The organism is Methanomassiliicoccales archaeon (assembly GCA_029907465.1).
Lineage (GTDB): Archaea > Thermoplasmatota > Thermoplasmata > Methanomassiliicoccales > JACIVX01 > JACIVX01.
The window spans coordinates 91,474-110,601 of sequence record JARYLV010000002.1 but is presented as its reverse complement, the minus strand read 5'-3'; the positions used below and the strand labels follow the sequence as shown (position 1 = coordinate 110,601).

Sequence of the window (19,128 nt, the reverse complement as noted above, 5' to 3'; positions counted from 1 at the left end):
CGAAAATCATTCCCGACTCCAGACTTCATCAGAAATCTGGTCATAGATCGCTGAGGAATCGTCCTTCTTCTTTTGTTCTTCATCACCCTGTCTCGCAAGACGGAGAATCTGATCGCTCTTTAAAATCCAGTAATGGATCCTCCAGAGCTTCCCTTTTTTCAAGTGTACTTCTTCCTGCGTCGTGGTAAGCAATCCTTCTTCTTCCAACATGTAAAAAACATCCCTGTCCTCAGATGTAAGACGATTGTCAATAACTTCATTCGTGTAGCCGAAAAAGCTCATCAGATATTCTGCAAGGCGCTTTATATCATTCTCTGCCATCCCCTTCTTTCCCAGCGTATTTTTCAACGCCATTACAACGTCATCCATGCTTACAACTGTCAAACTTTCCCCAAAACCCGAATCGCATTTCAAATTAAAGAAAGTATTGGATGGATTTTTTTCAATCAAGTTTCTTTGTTCACTCTTTTGTGATCTACGTCGATTATTCTCCTGACACAGGAAGCTGAAATCGTCGCGGTCCAAAGGACTGCAATTGCGATGATACCCGCGAGAAAAACAAAATCAATAATCCCACCTGCTCCAAAAATAAATTCTCCTGTTTCATTGCCCCATATCGAGACGAGCTGCAAAACATCGAGGCCTATAAATGCACCGAGGCTAGCTGCTACATAAGAAATTGCGGAGGCCTGCATCAGATCTTTTTCATCTGAAAAAATATAAGCGCATAATGCAGCAACCGCAGAAATGACGAGCCAAAAGGGAAAGTCGATTACGATCTGCCCGTTCCTGATATCCGCGAAAGCGTATGATAGGACTGTTATGGTAGGTACTGAAATGACCAATTGAGCGATTTTAATTCTCCGAAATATGATGATCAAGCACGACACAAGCAAGGGGACGAGGGCACCAGTGATGTTCATACTGACAGGCGGGGGACCGTCGACAATTTTGAGATTGATGAAAGAAAAAAAGATTGCCGCAATTGCGATGAGCGCGGCGTACGCTATCGACTCCAACCAAGAATCCTCCACCCAGAAGTCCAGGAGGTTGCACGAGGTATAGTGTGCGGCCAGCAATACGATAACAATGAAGATCATCAAGGAGGCGATGGCTGATGCGAGTATCACCGGGACAGATGACATCCCTTTTACCATGGAAATAACGCTATTAAGATTCTACTGCCTCTTCATCTGCCCGTCTTTTCCGCTCTTATTTGATTCGTGCTTCCAGATTTTGCTATAGATGAACACTTCTAAGAGAACTAGTAAAACAAGAGTGAATGCGATTATGGCTAGAGTCGCGCTAGTACCATAAACCCTAATGATCTCAAGAATAACAAATGAATCGAGGAACATACATCCGACTGCGTACCAGTACTTAAGGTAGGTTTTCTTGACCCATGAAGCCCAACTTATCTCCTGTTCTTTGATCTCCTCGGTCCCTTCATGCACACTGTCTTTTTCTTGAATTCTAATTAGGCGTTTTTTTGCCATATTCTATTCTCATCGGAAATGACAGGCAACAAGATGCCCGCCGCCTTTATCTACAAGTGGCGGCTCTTTCTGTTCACATATTGCCTCTCGATATCTGCACCTCGTATGGAACCGACATCCTGATGGTGGGTTGGCCGGGCTCGGGAGATCGCCAGCAAGGATGATCCTGTCTCTTCGGAGATCAGGGTCTGGGATCGGAATCACTGAGAGGAGTGCCTCGGTGTAAGGGTGAAGTGGTTTTCTAAAAAGTTCATCTTTGCTCGCCGTTTCAACGATCTTTCCTAAATACATGACGTTGATCGTGTCACACATGTACCTAATCGTGCTAAGGTCATGGGATATGAAAAGATATGAAAGTCCGAACTCCGCCTGGAGGTCATTGAGTAAGTTCAATATTTGTGCCTGAACAGAGACATCTAACGCGGAAGTCGGCTCATCCAACACAACGAAATCTGGATTTAGCGCAAATGCGCGTGCAATACCGATTCTCTGTCTCTGTCCTCCGCTGAACTCATGGGGATACCTGTAGAGATGCTCTGGGTTAAGACCAACCCTCTCCAAAAGTGCAGTGACTCTCTCCCGCAGCTCTTCGCCTTTCGCCACACCGTGCACGAGCAGCGGCTCGCCAACGATATCCTTTATGAGCATCCTCGGATTGAGGGATGAAAATGGATCCTGAAAGACTATCTGCATATAGCGCCTGAGCTTTCTCATCTCTTCCTCTTCCTTCATGTCCAATGCATAAGTCTTCTGGATCTCCAGTAGCTCGTTCTCCAGTTTGACCTTTTCCTTTTCATCGTATGGATTTTTTTGATCCAATAGACATAATTTCTCTTCAATTTCAACGAGCCTCTTTCTTACCGCTGAAGGCATCCGATAATACACATGCCCATCCGTCGGCGGAACCAGATTGAGCATGCAGCGGCCCGCTGTTGTCTTGCCACACCCGCTCTCTCCCACGAGGCCTACAGTCTCACCTTTTCTTATCGCGATGTTAACACCGTCAACAGCCTTCACACTGGCGAGCTCTCTCCTGAAGAGCCCACCGCGGATAGGGAAATGCTTTTTCAACCCGCGGGCCTCGACGAGATACTCTTCCATCAGCTCGCCCTCCTTGTGTATAGATGACAAGCGACGAAATGCTCTGGTCTCACTTCAATCATTGGAGGTTTCTCTTTCTTACAAACCTCCATTGCGAACTGACATCGCGGGTGAAAACGGCATCCTGATGGTGGATGGACGAGGTTTGGTACATTTCCCGGGATGATGTCAAGTCTTCTCCCTTCTGTTGTCAGTTTTGGAATTGAATTCATCAGCCCTTGTGTGTAAGGGTGCAGTGGCTCCTTGAAGATCGACCGCACGGGACCAACCTCAGCCATTACACCTGCATACATGACACCAACTCTCTCACATGTTTCCGCTACGACGCCAAGATTGTGAGTAATGAGGAGAATCGAGGTGCCCGTCTGTAACTGCAAATCCTTCATAAGTTTGAGGATCTGTGCTTGTATTGTAACATCGAGAGCTGTCGTCGGTTCATCAGCGATCAGCAACCTTGGTTTGCATGCGAGTGCCATCGCAATCGTTACACGTTGCTGCATTCCACCGCTCAACTCATGTGGATAGGATTTCAAAACGTTTTTTGGATCAGGAATTCTCACCAATTTCAACATCTCCTCAGCTCGGCGGAGCGCCTCCTGTTTTAACGGTTTCTGATATCGTCTGAGGATCGGAATTCTAGAAAGGAATCTCACTGATAGGGCATCGGGTTTCTTATTCATTGTCTTATAAACTCTCTTATAATATGCAAGGATGGGAAGCCTCAAGATGCGGAGACTGGATTTGGTTGACTTGATCTCTTTGATTTCCATTTCAATGTTTTCTAAAACAGCTTTTGAAAGCTCCTGCCTTTCATGTAGCAGAAAGTTTTCAGCGATTTGCTCTCCCGCAGTAAAAACTGGGTTGAGCGAACTCATTGGTTCCTGGAAAATCATCGAGATGTACTTTCCACGGATCTTCTGCATATAAGTAATACTCTTCGATAGCAGATCGTATTCTTTCCGGATTTTTTCAAGTTCCTTTTTTGCATCTTCCAACTCTTTTTTCTTTCCATTCTCCTTATCAGAGGATTGAATCTCAGCAATCTTTTGCAGGAGTTCGATTCTTTTCTGCCTGACTTCTGAGGGCATCCCAAAAAATACGCTCCCTTTCTCGATTTTTCCTGGTGGTGACGGGATCAAACGAAGAATACAGTTTGCTGTTACACTTTTCCCGCAGCCTGTTTCACCGACGAGTCCAAACGCCTCCCCCTTCTTGATTGTAAGGTTGATACCATCAAGTGCCTTGACGACTCCCTGATATGTGTAAAAGTTCGTGTACAGATTTTCGATTTCAAGTAGTACTTCGTCCTGTCCCTTCATGAAGTCATCTCCTCAGACGCGGGTCTAGTATGTCCCGTAAACCATCGCCCAACAAATTGAAACCAAGAACGAAGATAAATATCATTAGACCTGGGAAGGTCACCATCCACCAGGGATTATATTTCGGACCATCTGGATATGGGTAGGGTATTTCGCTAAGGAAATATTCCTGCCCATCAGAGACCATTTTTCCCCATTCAGCATAGCCTGTCGGTGGCCCGAAACCGATGTAACTCAGGCCAGCCGCGACCAGGACTACGACGCCGAGGTCCATAGTAGCAGATACAAGCATCGGAGCTAGAGAATTCGGGACAACATGTCTGAATAAGACCCTACTCCTCTTTGCACCGACCGCTCTTGCTGCTTCGACGTAGGTGCTTTCCTTGATCGAGAGTACCTGGCCTCGTATCAGTCTCGCATAAGGAGGCCACCATACAATGATCAATGCCAGCATCGTATTCTCCAGATTTCTGCTCAACACGGCTGCGACAGCCATCGCAAGTACAAGCCCTGGGATTGATAGAAAAACGTCAGTAATCCTCATGATTATTTCGTCAATCACCCCTCCAAAGTATCCTGCGATAGCTCCCAAAACAATTCCAATAATCGATGCAACAAGGACAACATACAGAGCGATATAAATTGAGGTTCTAGCGCCCCAAATGACGCCGTAATAAATATCGGCACCGAGTTTCCCCGTGCCCATAATATATCCTTCTGCACCTGGAGGTTTCGGTGGCGAAAAGTCTTTTGGAATCTCCATCGGATTTCGTTGGTTTGGTTTCATCGGGGCTAGAACGGGCGCTAGAATTGCAATCACAACGATGCTTAGTACAAGTATTAGACCGACGATGGCAAGAAGGCTTTTCCGCATAAGAAAAAGCGAATAACGCAGTTCTCTGATTCTAGGTGATAGTGTCTTCTTCAGGTATTCCACTCTTGATCCAAAGAAATTGCTTCTTTTTGTCTGCACTTTGTCTTCTATCTTCTCACCCCAGTCTAACTCGTGGATCCAAGAAGGCGTAGAGAACATCAACAATTAAGTTGGCTATAACGTAGACAATGGCTGTCACTAGCACAAATCCCAATATCGATGCCCAATCGTTCATGAGGATCGCGTCTGTCGACCATCGTCCCATACCGGGCCATGAAAAGATTGTCTCTGTGAGCACCGCTCCTCCTAATAATCCCCCAAAGGAGAGGCCTACAACTGTCGTCGTTGGGATCAGGGCATTTTTCCTCGCGTGCCTGTTGATGACGATTTTCTCTGGTAATCCCTTTGACCGCGCAGTTTTAATATATTCCTGCCCGAGAACTTCGAGCATACTCGACCGCATAATCCTGGTAATGATCGCTATTGTCCCAAATGACAAGGTTATCGCCGGTAGAGCTAGATGTAAAAGTGCGTCCCCAAATAATGTGAGGTTTCCATTCAGTAAAGTATCGATGGTCCAAAATCCCGTGTATTTATGAATTGAACCCTGTTGGAGATATAGTATCTCATCATACCTTCCTCCAGCGGGAAACCATCTTAATTTGTAGAAAAACACGTACTGGAGCATGAGACCTAGCCAAAAAATTGGCAGTGATACGCCAGAAAGCGCCATTATTCTGGTCGCATGATCGACGGGTTTGTCTCTCTTTACCGCGGATATTGTGCCAAGAGCGATCCCGACAGAAACAGCAATCAGGATGCTGATGAGTGTCAACTCAAAAGTGGCAGGAAAATATTGAGCAATAGCAGTTGTGACAGGCGCTCTTGCTGTCTTGGAATACCCCCAATCGCCATGCAAAATACCGTCCAACCAGTACCAATATTGAATATGAATTGGTTCGTTGAGATGATATTTCTCATATACATGTGCTATCTGTTCTTCATTCATTCTTTCATGAATATACGCGGCAGCAGGATCGCCACCGATCCTCGTCAATGTGAATATAAATATTGAGACGCCAAGTAAAACGGGAATAAGCAACAGAAGCCTCCTAATGATATAGGCTCCCAGTTTCAAGCAAGCATCACCTTATTCCTGGAAAGGGATTTTGCTATAAAGCGTTTTCGAGATTTGGAATAATAGTGATGGATTCTATGAGGGGATGGTTCCTGAATTTGATGAGCTGGGTTCCTTTGGATGGAACTGAGTTCTAATAATAATACTGAAAAAAAATAATATAAAAAAAGGGTTTAAACTCTCAGGCTTTGTATATTGGATAATAGTACATACCTGAGAACATTGGGTTGAAGTAGTAGCCTTGTGTCCAATCACGCTCTACGTGGAAGTTTGTCGCCTGCGCCAGCCATGCAAAATAGGCGTTTTCGTAGACTGCCATTTCGATCTCGTAATACATCTGTGCTCTCAATGTTGTATTGAGCTCACGTGCAGCGTTCTCAACCATTAGTGATAGTGTATGGTTCTGTAGGCCGATTCTATACGCATATGTGCCGTTCTCATGGTAGAATGGGTAGGTATAATCATCTGGATCTGCGTAGTCAGGTGCCCAGCCAAGGAAGAAAATGGGCAACTGTCTTCCGCGCACGGCCGGCAGATATGCACCAGACCAATCGAGGGCTTGAACATTAACGATGATTGTGCCATTAACAAGTCCCTGCGTACTCAACGACTCAAGACCAACCTTGAACATTTCGCATGCCGCTTCTCTGACTGCATTTCCGGCGTTGTAATATAGCCATATTTCGAAGCCTTCATCAGCATAGCTCCGTCCCGTCACGTTATTGATTGCCAATTTAAGGTAATATGCAGATTTCGTTAGGTTGTAATCAAAGAGTGGCACAGATTCATTGTAGCCAAACATACCCTTTGGTATCGCGCCTCTTGGTTGTATCCCTGTGCCAAGCAGTACATCGCTGAGGAATTTATCGTAATTGAACGCATGGACGAAAGCTTTCCTGACATAAACGTCCTTGAAGAACCAGTTCGACACATTTCCAATTGGATTTGGACCCGGTCTAATGTCCTGGTTGAACCCGATGAAGTCGATGTTAAATGTCGGCTTTCCCTGAATAATGCGTAGTCCTGGCTTGCCTTCCACGTCAGTCTTATGCTGTCTTGGGATGTAAACTGAATCAGCATCACCAGAGAACAGCATCATTTCCCTTGTTCCAACGTCCTGCACCTTTTTGATGATTACGTATTTGAGCTTTGCTGGTTCCCGCCAATAATCATCGAATCTTTCCAACATGATGTATTGGTTCGAGACCCACTCTTTGAGCTTGAATGGCCCTGTTCCAGCTTCGTGCGTATGCATCCATTCGTTCAACTGGTTGACCTGGACTCCGCCATGCGCTTCTACGTAGTCCATCGATACAATTGATGCGACAGTATACGCAAGTACCTGGATGAACGCTGGATATGGCTGTACCAGATTTATCCTAACAGTATATTGGTCTAGCACCTCGACTGAAGCATCAATAGCATCCATGTCAAGTGGGCCATGACCATAGTCTGGAATCATCACCTGCCCCATCATCCAAGCTGGGCCCCAATCATCGTTGATGATCAGAACACGCTCGAATGAATACTCGACATCGTACGCATCCATTGTCGTCCCATCGTGGAACTTCACACCTTGTCGAATGTGGAAGGTGTAGTGAAGTCCGTCTGGCGTAACGCCACCATTCTCGATTGTGGGCACATTTGTTGCAAGCATTGGAATGAGCCTATCTGCATACTCTCCATCGTACCAAACAAGTGTCTCGTAAACGTTCTGCAGAATTTCTCCGCCAGCACTTTCATAGTCGTACGCCGGATCGAGCGATTCAGGCTCACCGATCGTCGCAACGATGTACGTATCTGGATTCTTGATCGCGACGGGTACCAAGACCTCTTCAGGTAGAACGATGACTGTGTTGAAGTACATCTGAGCAGCACCGTTTATGCTTGTGACGGCTAGCCAGGAGGCGTAAACACTCCCATTGCCGACATATGTGTGGTTGACCGTCGCAACTTCATCCATGGTGCCTGATATAACCGTTCCATCTCCGAAGTTCCATACTAGGAGGGAGATCAAGCTGCTGTCGAGCAGTGGAACCCAGGCCTCATCATCTTCACTCCAGATAATCGCGTACGCTGCTGATGAACTTGCATCGAAATCGACTTTAGTGCCACTTTCTATGACATCGCCGCTTGTTGCTGCAACTGCGTATGGAGCCGTACCATTTCCAATCTCCTCAACAGGAGGATGCAGAACTTCGACACGGATCGGGGAGTTCCAGTTGGTCGTTCGTCCACCTTTGTCATCCACAGCCGTTACAGTGACCAGGTATTTTCCTGGAAATTCGTATGTGTGTGTTACGACCGCACCAGCGACATTGTCCGTGCTTCCATCGCCGAAGTTCCAGATGTATTGAACGATCTGTCCATCGGTATCAGTGCTATCAGATGCGTCAAAAGTCACCGATTCTCCCGCAATGATTGTTGTTGTATCTGCTGTTGCGAGAACTGTTGGATTCTTGTTCTCAACGACTTTTCCTCCCATGAGAAGAACAGCACCAGCAATGGCTGCGACGACAATGATGATCACGATAACGGCAGCGATAATCTTCGTCATCGAGCCTTTAGGTGCCCCCTCCTTGGGAAGTCTTTCGCCTTCGCCTTCCATTTCTGATTTCCTCCTTATCCCCCCACAAAGAAATCAAATAGGGGACTGGATATTTGATAAAGCCTTGTTGCTATAAATAGATTTTGAAATAATATGGCAATGGCCAGACACTATATCAGCATTTTTTGAGTTTATTACCGTTGCAATCAGTTGTTTTGGATTTCAGAAAATATACGATTTCAATAAGGATCAAAATAATGGAAACGCTCTTACTAATTCTCCTTGGAGACTCTCCTTGGAGACTTCTCTTGCTTAATTGGATTTAATAGATTTTTAATCTTGGATGATGGAATCGAAACAATTTGACTCCAAGCAAATTTAAATAGGGAATCTTTTTTGAACGTTGATGTATTCTACAGTATTAATCACCACGCCAGATCGTGAGTCGGCAAGGAATATTGCACAGACCGTGCTCGGGAGGAGACTTGCCGCCTGCGCGAATTATTTTCCAATAAAGTCTATGTATTGGTGGAAAGGACGCATTGAGGAAGCCGAGGAATTTATCCTCTTGTTGAAGATCAGGACAGAAGATTTCCAAGAGCTCTTGAAGCTGGTGCTAGATAAACATCCTTATGAAATCCCATGCGTTGTGAGATACGACATAGTTGAGGGACATGATAAGTATCTTGATTGGATCAGGGAATCAACAGCGAGACCGTCGGCGGATTGAGTTCAAAGATGATTCGCCTAGCCCACTTCAATTTTTTTGCTTTCATCTTCGAATCTTTACCCTTTTGTTCCCTAACTGATTCAAAGTCGAATCCGATGAGATAAATCTGAGATGCGCCAAAGTGTCTCGCAAGAGTAACTGCTCTATCTCCATCCGTAAAACCGCCGAAATTGTAAACATTTCCAAACGGTTTGGATTGGGTCGTCGGGGTGATCCAACCTTCAAAAAAAGGCAACGCCTCTTTGATTCTTTCAACATTGTCACCGTGTGCATGGATCACAGCGACTGAGCCGCATGAATTTGCCTCAACCTGTGCCTTGATGTCTCCATCCAAATCGGTAACGATTATGTCTGGTAGAATTCCTTTCTTCATAAGGACGGAAGTCGCGCCGTCTGCCGTTATGAGAGTACCGATTGGCTTAACATTCTCCAACTCGGTCTCAAGGTTCGGTCCATATCCGTAGATGGTAGCCCTGTTTTGAATGATTCTCCGGAGACACTCTGGTTTGCAAATTCTCTTACCTTCAATCAACGTATTGAGGAGCCGCGCTGAGAGTTCATCATCGATGCGCGAGAAATTGAACTCTTGAAGTATCTTGCAATACAACGGCTCCCACTCGTTAAAATCCACGAAACCACCTACTCAACCGATTCTGTGGCCTCTTTCTTTTCTGGCACCTGCTTTTCCGCGGTGCTTCTCATGATCGTGTTCAGCAAACCCCCGAAAACTGCCAGCAAAAACCCACAGATAACCTCGAATAGGATTATAAGCTCGTCATAAGTCCGATACCCAAGGAAGAACTGCGTTGCGTCGATTGCGCCCTGGATAATGAATCCGATTGCAAAAACAGTGATGGACACGACAAGATAAGTCCAGTATATTTTTCCCTCCGAAAGGAAATGATTGACGAAGCGTCCCGTTTCATAGGATAGAACTGCAAAGATCCAGACCCAAATAGTGCCACTCACGAACAGAAGTGCCTGTCGGAGAATTCCAGCCTCTGCATTTGTGATGGCAGCATCAAATCCATAAGCAAATCCCAGAAAGATAAGTGCGATCGATAGTATGGCAAATGGGATCATCTGGCTTCCTGATCTGATCGCTCTTCCAGCTTTTCTCGAGAATTCCCTGAGTCTTTCACCAGTTCTGTAAGCATAGAGAATCAGGTAAAACCCAAGAACAACAGAGATCGTCCCAGCAGCCATGCCAGGCACGATAGCTATGTCCCATTCACTGATGAGCTGAATGATCTTCGGAATGAGAGAGAAAAACCCAAAAACTGCAAGCACGAGACCGATTGGGGTAATTAGTCTTCTTCTGATTTTATCATCCTGTAACATCTTGATCAGAATGTAATAAGTACCTTCAACCGTTGGAGCCTGTTTAACGAAAACCCGTCTGACGGAATCGATTTTCACTCTTGAAGAGACCATCGGATAAATGTATTCATCTTCTGCACCATCACTGACAAGAACCACTCTGTCCGGCTTAATCATTTCAAGCACGTTCTCGAGCTGTGTAGCGAGAACGAGATCGGATTGATAGCCCACCTTAACATCACCACAGATCGTCGCTATTTCCGCATCGATCCCTGACTTGACCATTTCATCATAAATACTGATAGCAGCGAGAAGAGTATTGGTGTCCGAATCTTCAGGATCTTTTAGTCCCAATGCCAGGGCAGCACTGAGGTTCTCCTCTCTGCCTATAAAAGGACTATGGAGGCCTGTCTTGACCCCGAAATCGTCGTCGCGGTCTACGCAGAGAACCATGATTTTCATTCACTAAACTCATCTGGTTTCAACATATTTGTTTTTTGTTATTCATTGATAAACGGTTCAAACTCTTCGATACTACTTTTCACATAATGATTTCGAGACGTGTCTTTGAAATAGAACCTTTACCACTTGGCTCACTGTTATTTGGCTTTTCTGCATGGGATTCCGAGGTTAATTGGATATCTGGTTCTGATGTGAAGCATAAATATTTATCATTTATAATTTATATTCAATTGTATTTAGGACTAAAAATAAAATCTCAGAGATGTGCAAAGAACCGCTGACCTGCTTCGCAAAAAAATTATAAGCGATGATTCTCATGCAAATATGGAATGGAAAAAAAAGCTGGATTCAAAGAATGTCCCAGATGCGGATTGCGCAATAAGATCTCAGCCACTGAGTGTGACTTCTGCGGCTGGAACTTCGGGGAGATCAGGGACGAATGGACGGATCACCTTCTGGAGCTCGAGCGAATTGTCCTGCAAAAAGAAGAGAGATCCGTTGAAAGAGAAGATTCCCGAATCGTTGAGGCCACATTGGTAAAGACAAGGGATCTCGCAATTGAAGAAGAGGAGGAACCTCTTCCACAGCATTCATTACAACCACCTACATCAGAGATTTCTGAGACGCCATCCGCGCCACTTGCGACTCCAAGTTCTCGTGAGATTGAGCAATCACTTGAACAGGAGCAATCTTCTACCCCTTCATTCTCTGCCGAAATTGCGGAACCACCTGTTCCTCCCACCGCTGAGGAGGAGGTGCCGGAACAGCTAACGCGTGATCAGGAAGCAGCAAGCGTCGATGTTGGAGTCGAGGAATCGACGATAGCGACGATCGAGGATGCGCATTTGAAGGGTCGCCTGGAGGGCGAGGTAACTTTGGAGCGAGTACGACCGCTCTGGAAGAAACTCATCTTGAGGCCTGGCGAAGTCCGTGGAAAAGGGACTACCGGCACAGAATCCTACGCTATAGGGAGGAAGTCGTTATCGTTAGAAATTAGAGCAACGCTAATGGCTGCAGGGTTCGTGATTGTTGGTTTTTCAGTTTATTTGACGATTCTTCTAGTCTCATCAGTTTTCACATTCAGTCAAGTGCTTGGATGGACAGTATCGGTAGCTGGGGCAGTGATGATCGTCATTGGCTTTGTGAGGATTATTAATGTTAAACATCTCAGTCAAGAAACATCAGGGTATGCCGAGAATTCGAACAATAAGAATGACGAAAGAGGTGAACTGGAGGTTTTGATTTGTCCAGTGTGTCACGAAGTCGTTTCATCCGAAGATCAGTTCTGCCCCGCCTGTGGCGCTATGTTTGAAACATTAAGGCAAGAAGAAGCCGAAGTGCTGTGAGAGGTGTTCGATATGAAAATTAAATGGCATGGTCATGCGTGCTTTGAGATCAAAGACACTCTTACCATCATCACTGATCCACACGATGGTAAATCGTTGGGGATCAAGCCTCCGCATGCGAAAGCGGATATCGTCTTGGTGAGTCACGACCATTTCGACCACAATGCACTGAGAATCGTCAAAGGGGACTACATAGCCGTGAGGGAACCTGGTGAGCGATCGATCAAGGACGTCAAGATTCTTGGTATTGTCACCGCTCACGACGATGTCGGCGGATCTAAGCGTGGAAAGAACATCGTTTTCGCCTTTGAATTAGATGGGATCAGATTCTGCCACTGCGGAGATCTCGGTCATCGTCTGAGTCAGGATCAGATCAGGGCACTTGGATCAATCGATGTCCTCTTTCTCCCAGTTGGCGGTATCCCGACGATCGACATCGGATCAGCACGGGAAGTCGTCAATGATCTGGCTCCTAAGATTGTTATCCCAATGCATTTCAGGGTTGCTGGTCTGGCGCTTTCGATTCAGCCTGTTGATGTCTTCTTATCAGGTATCCCCGAGGAAAGGATTCTCCGGGTCGGTAATGAAATCGAATTCGCGAAGGAGGACCTTCCCACAGAGACCGAGTATTGGATTTTCTCGCCCTGAGAGCGAGCAGATTTCGTCTCGCCTCAATTTTATCGCTATTAGCTCAAAAAATCACACGAGCCCGAGCGCATCTTCCACGCGCCCCAACTCAATAGGTGTACTCTTAAATCCAACGGCTGCTCCCCTTGAATTAGCGACAAGGCAAGCTCTCACGATCGGCGTACCGTAATTGAGCGTCCCGATCGAGGCAGGAACCTTGAAGAGTGATCGGATCATTTCTAGCTCTTCTTTTTTCGTATTTGGATGGCAGAGAACACCTTTATTTGTCGCGATGCAAACGGATCCCACAGTCTTATGCCCTGCTAGTACTCCCTGAACAACTTCGACTTGCAAAACCTTCTCAATCTTCCTCAGAACCTTTTTTCCGATTTCTGGATGAACAAGAGCAGCGTTGTCGTTAACGAGAATATTGTTGCCGGTCGCATTTAATTTGTCTTCGATTCGGTAGACTGGGATCCTTTTCGAAATGACTTTGATCTCCTCCTGGGAGGCCATATTGGTAACAACCGCACCGTATGAATTCATTGCAACAAGAGATCCCAGGATGTTTGTACCAGCGATCGAGCATCGTTCGACCTGAACGCCAAGAGCCTCCTCAATGTCACGTTCAAGCGATTTTGATGAATCAAAAGGGATTAAAGAAAAAAATTCATTTGCGACGCAATAAACACCAATATACGGGTTTCCGTTGTAGTTTGAAAGCTTCATCATGCCAAACGCACCGATTGATTAGTCCTCTGGGAGGGAGACCTCAACGAGTCCGTCTTCGAATTTGACCGCCTTGACTCTGATGCGGAACGGCGGTTTGCTGATTCCCCTGCTCCAGATCGCCTCATTCAATCGGTTATCGATCCAAATATCCTCCTCATCAGCTTTTAGATGCCGTACGATATATTCACGGACTTCTTTGATCGCACGCTCAGCCCTCTGAGTCCTTGGCACCTTCTTGGTGTCTTTTAGAGGGATATTGAGTATCTTCTCTTCTTGCTCCATAGAATCCCTACTCCTTTAGTTTATGCGTCCGCCAATTCCGGCGCTTCGGATGTCGCAAGAAGTTCCTATTTGTCCTGATCATTACCCACGCGGGGACCCTACGATTCTGTTTTGTCGCCTTCATAAGGCGAGATTTCATTGCCGACGGTTTATTTCGAGCCATAGTCACTTCCTCTCAATCGTGATTTCCCTTCTTCTAGGCGCGACACGCCTCAGGATCTGCTTCAGGGTCGCATCATCAATCTGCCTGTCCAGCCTCCCACTTTGAACAAGCATGATGAGTTGATCTTCGACCAACCTTGCAATATCGGGATATGCCATCTTGACTGTACCCAGTCTTTCCCTCGCTTCTGGCGTAAGGATCTGTCTAAGGAGGGCTTGTCGCTCTGCTTCAATTTGTCTCGCCTGTTCCTCAGCGAGCAACTGCTGTTCCCTTTGCCTCTGAAGCTCGGCGAGTTTTCTTCTTCTTAGTTCCTCGAGCTCAGCATCCTCCATAGGATCACAACCATTTAACTTGTCGTTGATTTAGTCATTTCGTCATGAATCTCTTTTGCGATTTTATCAAGAAGGGACCGCCCTTTAGGGGTGACGACCCTTCCTTTTTTCTTATCTTTCATGACAAGGCCCGATGCTTCCAGTTGCATCAAGCATTTCCTCGTGATCGATCCACTTCCTTTAACCGCCCTGTTCGGCTTGGACCCGCGATCAGCGAAACCGCCATACTCTGCCGCGAGCCTCGATGTGCCTATGGGCCCCATTATATATACTTTTCTAAGGATCGATGCGGCTCTTGTGTACCACCAGTCTGGTTGAACCGGTGATTTCTCTGTGTGGCGACCAGTCCGAACATAATCTGCCCACTCTGGCGGTTTGATTGTCTCGTAGGTCTTTAGGATTTCTGCCGTCTTTTCGATCACCTTGTCAGGAGGGACATCAAAGACTGTGACCATCGTATTCAACCTCAGGAATATCTTTAATCTTGCTCATTTAATGACGACGCTTGCGGCATTAATAGACTGCCTATATAAAAGTGTTTTGGACAGCGTGGAAATATGGCTTCAATTTCCTACTATCATGAAATTCCCTTTGTTTTTTCATAGAAAATGTTCACGGCAAAGTCTCTCCTGTCTTTCGAAAAAAATCGCGTCCTAAGAGAATTAAAATATGATTCTCCATAATTCATGCATGTGAAGACCGTAATCGCAATCACAGGAGCTTCTGGAGCAATCTACGGGAAGCGGCTTCTCGAGACACTAAGCGGCGAAAAAACCCTTATCATTTCAGATACGGCCAGGGAGATTATCAAGTTCGAACTGGGAATTGACGCTGAAGACCTTGAACGACTCGCAGATTTTTTCTATCGAAACGATGACCTCTTTGCCCCTATTTCATCAGGCAGTCAATTCTTCGATGCCATGGTCATCGCACCATGTTCCGAGGGCACGATCGCAAAGATTGCAGCAGGCATCGCAGACTCATTGATTACGAGGGTAGCTGCGGTGGCGATGAAAGAAGGACGCACACTCGTTCTCGTCCCGAGGGAAACCCCCCTCAGTGCTGTGATGCTGGAGAACCAGCTCAAGTTGTGTAAGCTCGGTGTCAAGATTCTCCCCGCATGTCCTGCCTTTTATCATAATCCAAGGACCGTGGACGATCTCGTTGACTTCGTCGTCGGAAAGGTCTTAGATCAAATCGGCGAAACGCACAATTTATTTAGGCGCTGGCGTGCATGATTGGAGATCAAAGAAAAAATCGACGATAGCCAGGTCTGATGACCACCGTATATGGCATCACGACCTGTGTTCACTTTATCGAAACTGCAGCACGCCTAATTTCCCTTGTCTCTCCTGACTCTCTGAAGCTTTCCAGGCGCGTACCAATTCCATTTACCGAGTAGCGACATCGCAGCCGGTACAAGATAGATGCGGACGATCGTCGAATCGAGGAGGATGGCAAAGGCGAGTGCAAAGCCGAATTCCCTCAAAAGCGCGCCCTCGGATAGCATCATCGTGCCGAAAGCAGCTGCCATTATGATACCACACGCCGTGATGATGCCACCTGTCCGCTCCATTGCATGGACGATCGCGTCCGTATCGCTCTTCCCCTTTTGTGCCTCTTCCCTGATTCTTGTTGTGATAAAGATGTCATAGTCCATGCCTAAACCGAGGCAGACAACGGTGAGGACCATTGGCATAAGCCACAATATCGGGACGCCTTGCAAGAAGTTGAACAGAAGCATCGTAACTGCAATCGTCCAGGAAATGCTCAGTAAGATTGTAATGATCGAACGGAGTGGGCTTATTAGTGAACCTAGAACAATCATCAAGACAATGTAAATGCCAATGATTGCAAGGACCTCCATGACTTTGAAGTCGTCCCAAACGAGCGTCGAAATGTCATACATGATAGCTGTGGAACCAGCGATGTAGGTCGCTGAGACATTGTTGTTCTCGGCCGCGAATTCAGAAGCCAATGATCGGATGGCATTGATGCTATCAATCGATTCTTTCGCAAAAGGATCTTCTCTGAAGCTGACGGTGATCAGCACGACCTTTGAATTATTTTCGCTGATCATTCCTCTCATGAGCGCCATGTACTGCGCGGCTTGTTCTTCTGGATACAATGACAAGTTTGCATAGTCGATCGGCTCATGCTCGCCAAGCGGCCGGGTCGGACTGGTGATTTCCGCTACACTTGACAGGTTCGAAAGTTCCTTGCACAAGTCTTCAATGGCATCGAGAGCACCCACATCAAATGAGTCATTAACTATGATAGGATTTTTCATTTCGACAGCAATGAGTGTCGGCATCATTTTACCGGCACCAAAGCTCTCACCAAGCACTTCGATCCCGAGCTTGCTCTCATTATCTGGCATCGCTTCTATGAAGTCATAACTCGTCTCGAGCGTCAAAACAAGATATGTGGCAGGGATCGAGATAACGAGTGCAACAAGGACGATCGCTTTGGCGTGTTTGACAGCAAATTTCGCGCTCTTCGTGAAGTACCCTTCTTTGTTTTTCTCTCCATTGTTTTTCTTCACGCCTGTCATCTTTGATGGCCAGAATATTCTGTCCCCGAGGAGCATGAGTATCGATGGGAGGAGTGTTAGCGCTGCAATGAGCGCGATTGTGATTCCGAGCGCAAGGCCAATACCCATCGATTTTAGCATTTCAAAACGACCTAATGACAGAACACCGAACCCGATGATCACAGTCGCGCCACTCGTTGCTATTGATTCTCCAGCCCATGTTACAGCGGTCTTGACGCTCTCCTCCTTTGATAATCCATTTCGTCTCTCCTCCCTGTACCTTGAGAGAACGAAAATACAATAGTCACAGCCTGCCCCCATCATTGATGTGACCATGAGTGTTGGAACGCTGTAGTGAATTGGAAGGAAAAAGGAACCGATAGCGTATACGGCTGCAAAGCTCACACCCATGGCAATCCCGATAATCATTGGCGGGACAGAGGATGCGATGAAGGATCTGAAGAAGAGTCCGATTAGAATAAGGACGAGGACGATGGTGATCGGATCGATCCTTTCGATGTCCTCGTTTGTTGATCTTTCGAGATCGAGGGAAATCGCATCCGATCCAGTCACGTAAGTCGTGATACCATCTGATCCGGATGTTGAATCCTTGACAATTTCACGAATGATGCCTACCGATTCTTTCCCGAGTGAAATGTTTTCATCGTCACTTTCGAATGTTAGGGAGATGATCATTGTGTCGTTTTTCGGAGTATTGACGAACGAGGAGAGAAGTGCGGGGATAATCGGCAGCGGGAAGTTGTCAATTGTATGGTTAACTACAATCTGGTGGGAGAGCTGCTGGAACGTAAAGATTGACGCATTTGAAGGGATCTTCCCAACTTCAAATACAAGCCACAGATCAATTGAAGCCAGTTCTGCTATGTTTGTTGCCGTAAACATTGAAATGAGTGAGTCGTTGTTCCAACCGTCCCATCCTAGATATGAATAGATTGCCGTGATGAAGGCTCCTTCTTCTCCACCGACTGCATTGCTCAACGCGTCAACCGACGATCCGACGATCCCTCTGAATTGCAAGTCATTTGGTTCGGACGATGAGGCGTTCCACAGAGAGTAAAATGTCTCAAAGTAACTGGAAAACGATTGAGCATAATCAGCAGGAATCTCGGATGTCATCGCTTGCATTTGAGAAAGGAATAGTTCCTTACAGAACGCGTTCAAAGCGTGATAATCATTCCAATCTGTTAAATCAAAATTCGAATAAATCGAATAAAGGAAGGCCTTGAAATCGGAGGGCAAGGGAGCGATAAGCAGGAAATTTTCAAAGCCTAACAAAGCACTCGAGGCCCTTTCAGAAGGCATAGATTCCAGAGGTGTTCCTCTTGTGGCATTCCACCCGATTATGTATGTTGAGTACCATCCCATTGCAAGCGATCTTTCTGACTCATTTAATCCTTGCGTCTCGAGGCTCGTTATCAACAAATTCTTTGTCTGTTCATAGGCAACCGAATCAACTGTGCTTACATTCCACAGGGGATAAGTCATATTGATTTGTATCCAGGTTGCCAAATGCATTGCAGGGATACCGAAAACCATGAAACAGCTCTTGTTTGTCTCTTGCCAGAGTGTCCGGAACTCTAGGGGGATACCGAAAACCGCGTAGGCTGTGAGATCTACCATTTCTTTTATTTGGTGGTACCTCTGATTGATATTCTTCAGCACACCAGTGCTGTAAACCTCAATGGCATCGTAAAGTGTGTCGACCCTTACTTCACCATCAATTCTCCCGCCATGTGTTTCATTAAAGATGCCATTCTTGATTTTAAAAACCGCTTCTTTCATTTCCTCATTGAAAACATCTTCATTCGTGAGGACAATGATCGTTGTTCCTTCTCGACCTGCCGATGGAAAATGTTGGTTGATGAAATCCTGTGCAATGATCGACTCAACATCTTTTGGAGCCATTTCCGTTTCTTCATATTCCACAATATTGAAGACCTGCGGTGCGACGGGAATGGCAATAATTAATACGATTATCCACGCTGCAATGATCCCTTTATAATGACGCGCGATGAAATTCGCGATTCTTGCAAACATCAGTATCCCCCTAACCGAATGGTAAGATCGGGAAAAGTGAGTTTCTATAAAAAAATTGTCATACAAA

At 46.1% G+C, this 19,128-nt stretch carries 20 protein-coding genes; 4 read left to right on the top strand and 16 right to left on the bottom strand.

Going from position 1 to position 19,128, the window contains the following annotated elements; genetic code table 11:
• Positions 1-6: 6 nt before the first annotated feature.
• The 8 genes from QHH00_01435 to QHH00_01400 form a co-directional block, all read right to left on the bottom strand.
• Positions 7-384, bottom strand: coding sequence for a hypothetical protein (locus QHH00_01435; protein MDH7508047.1), 378 nt, complete (start codon positions 382-384; stop codon positions 7-9).
• A 62-nt stretch (positions 385-446) separates the two neighbouring features.
• A complete protein-coding gene (locus QHH00_01430) occupies positions 447-1,145 on the bottom strand; it encodes a DUF1614 domain-containing protein (protein MDH7508046.1) in 699 nt (232 codons plus the stop codon).
• A 33-nt stretch (positions 1,146-1,178) separates the two neighbouring features.
• Positions 1,179-1,496: a hypothetical protein gene (locus tag QHH00_01425; GenBank protein ID MDH7508045.1), complete on the bottom strand. Its 318-nt coding sequence runs from the start codon at positions 1,494-1,496 to the stop codon at positions 1,179-1,181.
• Between the two features lie 9 nt (positions 1,497-1,505).
• Positions 1,506-2,597: an ATP-binding cassette domain-containing protein gene (locus QHH00_01420; GenBank protein MDH7508044.1), complete on the bottom strand. Its 1,092-nt coding sequence runs from the start codon at positions 2,595-2,597 to the stop codon at positions 1,506-1,508.
• Positions 2,597-3,916: an ABC transporter ATP-binding protein gene (locus tag QHH00_01415; protein ID MDH7508043.1), complete on the bottom strand. Its 1,320-nt coding sequence runs from the start codon at positions 3,914-3,916 to the stop codon at positions 2,597-2,599. The genes QHH00_01420 and QHH00_01415 overlap by 1 nt, the downstream gene beginning before the upstream one ends.
• Positions 3,917-3,920: 4 nt before the next feature.
• The gene (locus QHH00_01410) at positions 3,921-4,889 is read right to left on the bottom strand and encodes an ABC transporter permease (GenBank protein MDH7508042.1); all 969 of its coding nucleotides are present in this window, start codon (positions 4,887-4,889) and stop codon (positions 3,921-3,923) included.
• A 16-nt stretch (positions 4,890-4,905) separates the two neighbouring features.
• Complete coding sequence (locus QHH00_01405) at positions 4,906-5,928, bottom strand: ABC transporter permease (protein ID MDH7508041.1); 1,023 nt, start codon at positions 5,926-5,928, stop codon at positions 4,906-4,908.
• Between the two features lie 181 nt (positions 5,929-6,109).
• Positions 6,110-8,536 (bottom strand): ABC transporter substrate-binding protein, encoded by a 2,427-nt coding sequence (locus tag QHH00_01400; protein MDH7508040.1) that lies wholly within the window; start codon positions 8,534-8,536, stop codon positions 6,110-6,112.
• A gap of 346 nt (positions 8,537-8,882) precedes the next feature.
• Between QHH00_01400 and cutA the strand changes: the two genes are divergently transcribed.
• Positions 8,883-9,206, top strand: coding sequence for a divalent-cation tolerance protein CutA (cutA, locus tag QHH00_01395; GenBank protein MDH7508039.1), 324 nt, complete (start codon positions 8,883-8,885; stop codon positions 9,204-9,206).
• On the opposite strand, the gene QHH00_01390 is transcribed toward cutA, so the two are convergent.
• Both QHH00_01390 and QHH00_01385 read right to left on the bottom strand, forming a co-directional pair.
• Complete coding sequence (locus tag QHH00_01390) at positions 9,172-9,837, bottom strand: DUF115 domain-containing protein (GenBank protein ID MDH7508038.1); 666 nt, start codon at positions 9,835-9,837, stop codon at positions 9,172-9,174. The two genes, cutA and QHH00_01390, sit on opposite strands and share 35 nt — an antisense overlap.
• An 8-nt stretch (positions 9,838-9,845) precedes the next feature.
• Entirely contained in the window at positions 9,846-10,988 is a 1,143-nt protein-coding gene (locus QHH00_01385; GenBank protein ID MDH7508037.1) for a DUF373 family protein, read from the bottom strand.
• 329 nt (positions 10,989-11,317) lie between these two features.
• Here QHH00_01385 and QHH00_01380 point away from each other — a divergent pair, with 329 nt between their 5' ends.
• Positions 11,318-12,334, top strand: a complete 1,017-nt coding sequence (locus QHH00_01380) for a zinc ribbon domain-containing protein (GenBank protein MDH7508036.1) — start codon at positions 11,318-11,320, stop codon at positions 12,332-12,334.
• Positions 12,335-12,346: 12 nt separating this feature from the next.
• The gene (locus QHH00_01375) at positions 12,347-12,982 is read left to right on the top strand and encodes an MBL fold metallo-hydrolase (GenBank protein MDH7508035.1); all 636 of its coding nucleotides are present in this window, start codon (positions 12,347-12,349) and stop codon (positions 12,980-12,982) included.
• Positions 12,983-13,033: 51 nt separating this feature from the next.
• Here QHH00_01375 and QHH00_01370 read toward each other — a convergent pair whose 3' ends face one another.
• From QHH00_01370 to QHH00_01350, 5 genes are read right to left on the bottom strand one after another with little or no spacing between them, the layout of a single operon-like run.
• Positions 13,034-13,693, bottom strand: a complete 660-nt coding sequence (locus tag QHH00_01370; GenBank protein ID MDH7508034.1) for a translation initiation factor IF-6 — start codon at positions 13,691-13,693, stop codon at positions 13,034-13,036.
• An 18-nt stretch (positions 13,694-13,711) separates the two neighbouring features.
• The gene (locus QHH00_01365; GenBank protein MDH7508033.1) at positions 13,712-13,975 is read right to left on the bottom strand and encodes a 50S ribosomal protein L31e; all 264 of its coding nucleotides are present in this window, start codon (positions 13,973-13,975) and stop codon (positions 13,712-13,714) included.
• Between the two features lie 7 nt (positions 13,976-13,982).
• On the bottom strand, positions 13,983-14,138 hold the full coding sequence (locus tag QHH00_01360) for a 50S ribosomal protein L39e (GenBank protein MDH7508032.1): 156 nt from the start codon (positions 14,136-14,138) through the stop codon (positions 13,983-13,985).
• Positions 14,139-14,140: 2 nt separating this feature from the next.
• Positions 14,141-14,470, bottom strand: a complete 330-nt coding sequence (locus tag QHH00_01355) for a DNA-binding protein (protein ID MDH7508031.1) — start codon at positions 14,468-14,470, stop codon at positions 14,141-14,143.
• Between the two features lie 14 nt (positions 14,471-14,484).
• Positions 14,485-14,925: a 30S ribosomal protein S19e gene (locus tag QHH00_01350; GenBank protein MDH7508030.1), complete on the bottom strand. Its 441-nt coding sequence runs from the start codon at positions 14,923-14,925 to the stop codon at positions 14,485-14,487.
• 237 nt (positions 14,926-15,162) lie between these two features.
• On the opposite strand from QHH00_01350, the gene QHH00_01345 reads away from it, so the two are divergent.
• A complete protein-coding gene (locus QHH00_01345; protein ID MDH7508029.1) occupies positions 15,163-15,708 on the top strand; it encodes a UbiX family flavin prenyltransferase in 546 nt (181 codons plus the stop codon).
• A gap of 95 nt (positions 15,709-15,803) precedes the next feature.
• Here QHH00_01345 and QHH00_01340 read toward each other — a convergent pair whose 3' ends face one another.
• A complete protein-coding gene (locus QHH00_01340; protein MDH7508028.1) occupies positions 15,804-19,061 on the bottom strand; it encodes an MMPL family transporter in 3,258 nt (1,085 codons plus the stop codon).
• Positions 19,062-19,128: the final 67 nt, after the last annotated feature.

Excerpts from the sequence above, each read along its gene's own strand:
- QHH00_01360 (MDH7508032.1), bottom strand. The coding sequence starts at position 14,138 with ATGGCTCGAAATAAACCGTCGGCAATGAAATCTCGCCTTATGAAGGCG.
- QHH00_01340 (MDH7508028.1), bottom strand. The coding sequence starts at position 19,061 with ATGTTTGCAAGAATCGCGAATTTCATCGCGCGTCATTATAAAGGGATC.
- QHH00_01370 (MDH7508034.1), bottom strand. The coding sequence starts at position 13,693 with ATGATGAAGCTTTCAAACTACAACGGAAACCCGTATATTGGTGTTTAT.
- QHH00_01415 (MDH7508043.1), bottom strand. The coding sequence starts at position 3,916 with ATGAAGGGACAGGACGAAGTACTACTTGAAATCGAAAATCTGTACACG.
- QHH00_01420 (MDH7508044.1), bottom strand. The coding sequence starts at position 2,597 with ATGGAAGAGTATCTCGTCGAGGCCCGCGGGTTGAAAAAGCATTTCCCT.
- QHH00_01355 (MDH7508031.1), bottom strand. The coding sequence starts at position 14,470 with ATGGAGGATGCTGAGCTCGAGGAACTAAGAAGAAGAAAACTCGCCGAG.
- QHH00_01380 (MDH7508036.1), top strand. The coding sequence starts at position 11,318 with ATGGAAAAAAAAGCTGGATTCAAAGAATGTCCCAGATGCGGATTGCGC.
- cutA (MDH7508039.1), top strand. The coding sequence starts at position 8,883 with ATGTATTCTACAGTATTAATCACCACGCCAGATCGTGAGTCGGCAAGG.
- QHH00_01400 (MDH7508040.1), bottom strand. The coding sequence starts at position 8,536 with ATGGAAGGCGAAGGCGAAAGACTTCCCAAGGAGGGGGCACCTAAAGGC.
- QHH00_01365 (MDH7508033.1), bottom strand. The coding sequence starts at position 13,975 with ATGGAGCAAGAAGAGAAGATACTCAATATCCCTCTAAAAGACACCAAG.
- QHH00_01385 (MDH7508037.1), bottom strand. The coding sequence starts at position 10,988 with ATGAAAATCATGGTTCTCTGCGTAGACCGCGACGACGATTTCGGGGTC.
- QHH00_01375 (MDH7508035.1), top strand. The coding sequence starts at position 12,347 with ATGAAAATTAAATGGCATGGTCATGCGTGCTTTGAGATCAAAGACACT.
- QHH00_01425 (MDH7508045.1), bottom strand. The coding sequence starts at position 1,496 with ATGGCAAAAAAACGCCTAATTAGAATTCAAGAAAAAGACAGTGTGCAT.
- QHH00_01430 (MDH7508046.1), bottom strand. The coding sequence starts at position 1,145 with ATGTCATCTGTCCCGGTGATACTCGCATCAGCCATCGCCTCCTTGATG.
- QHH00_01350 (MDH7508030.1), bottom strand. The coding sequence starts at position 14,925 with ATGGTCACAGTCTTTGATGTCCCTCCTGACAAGGTGATCGAAAAGACG.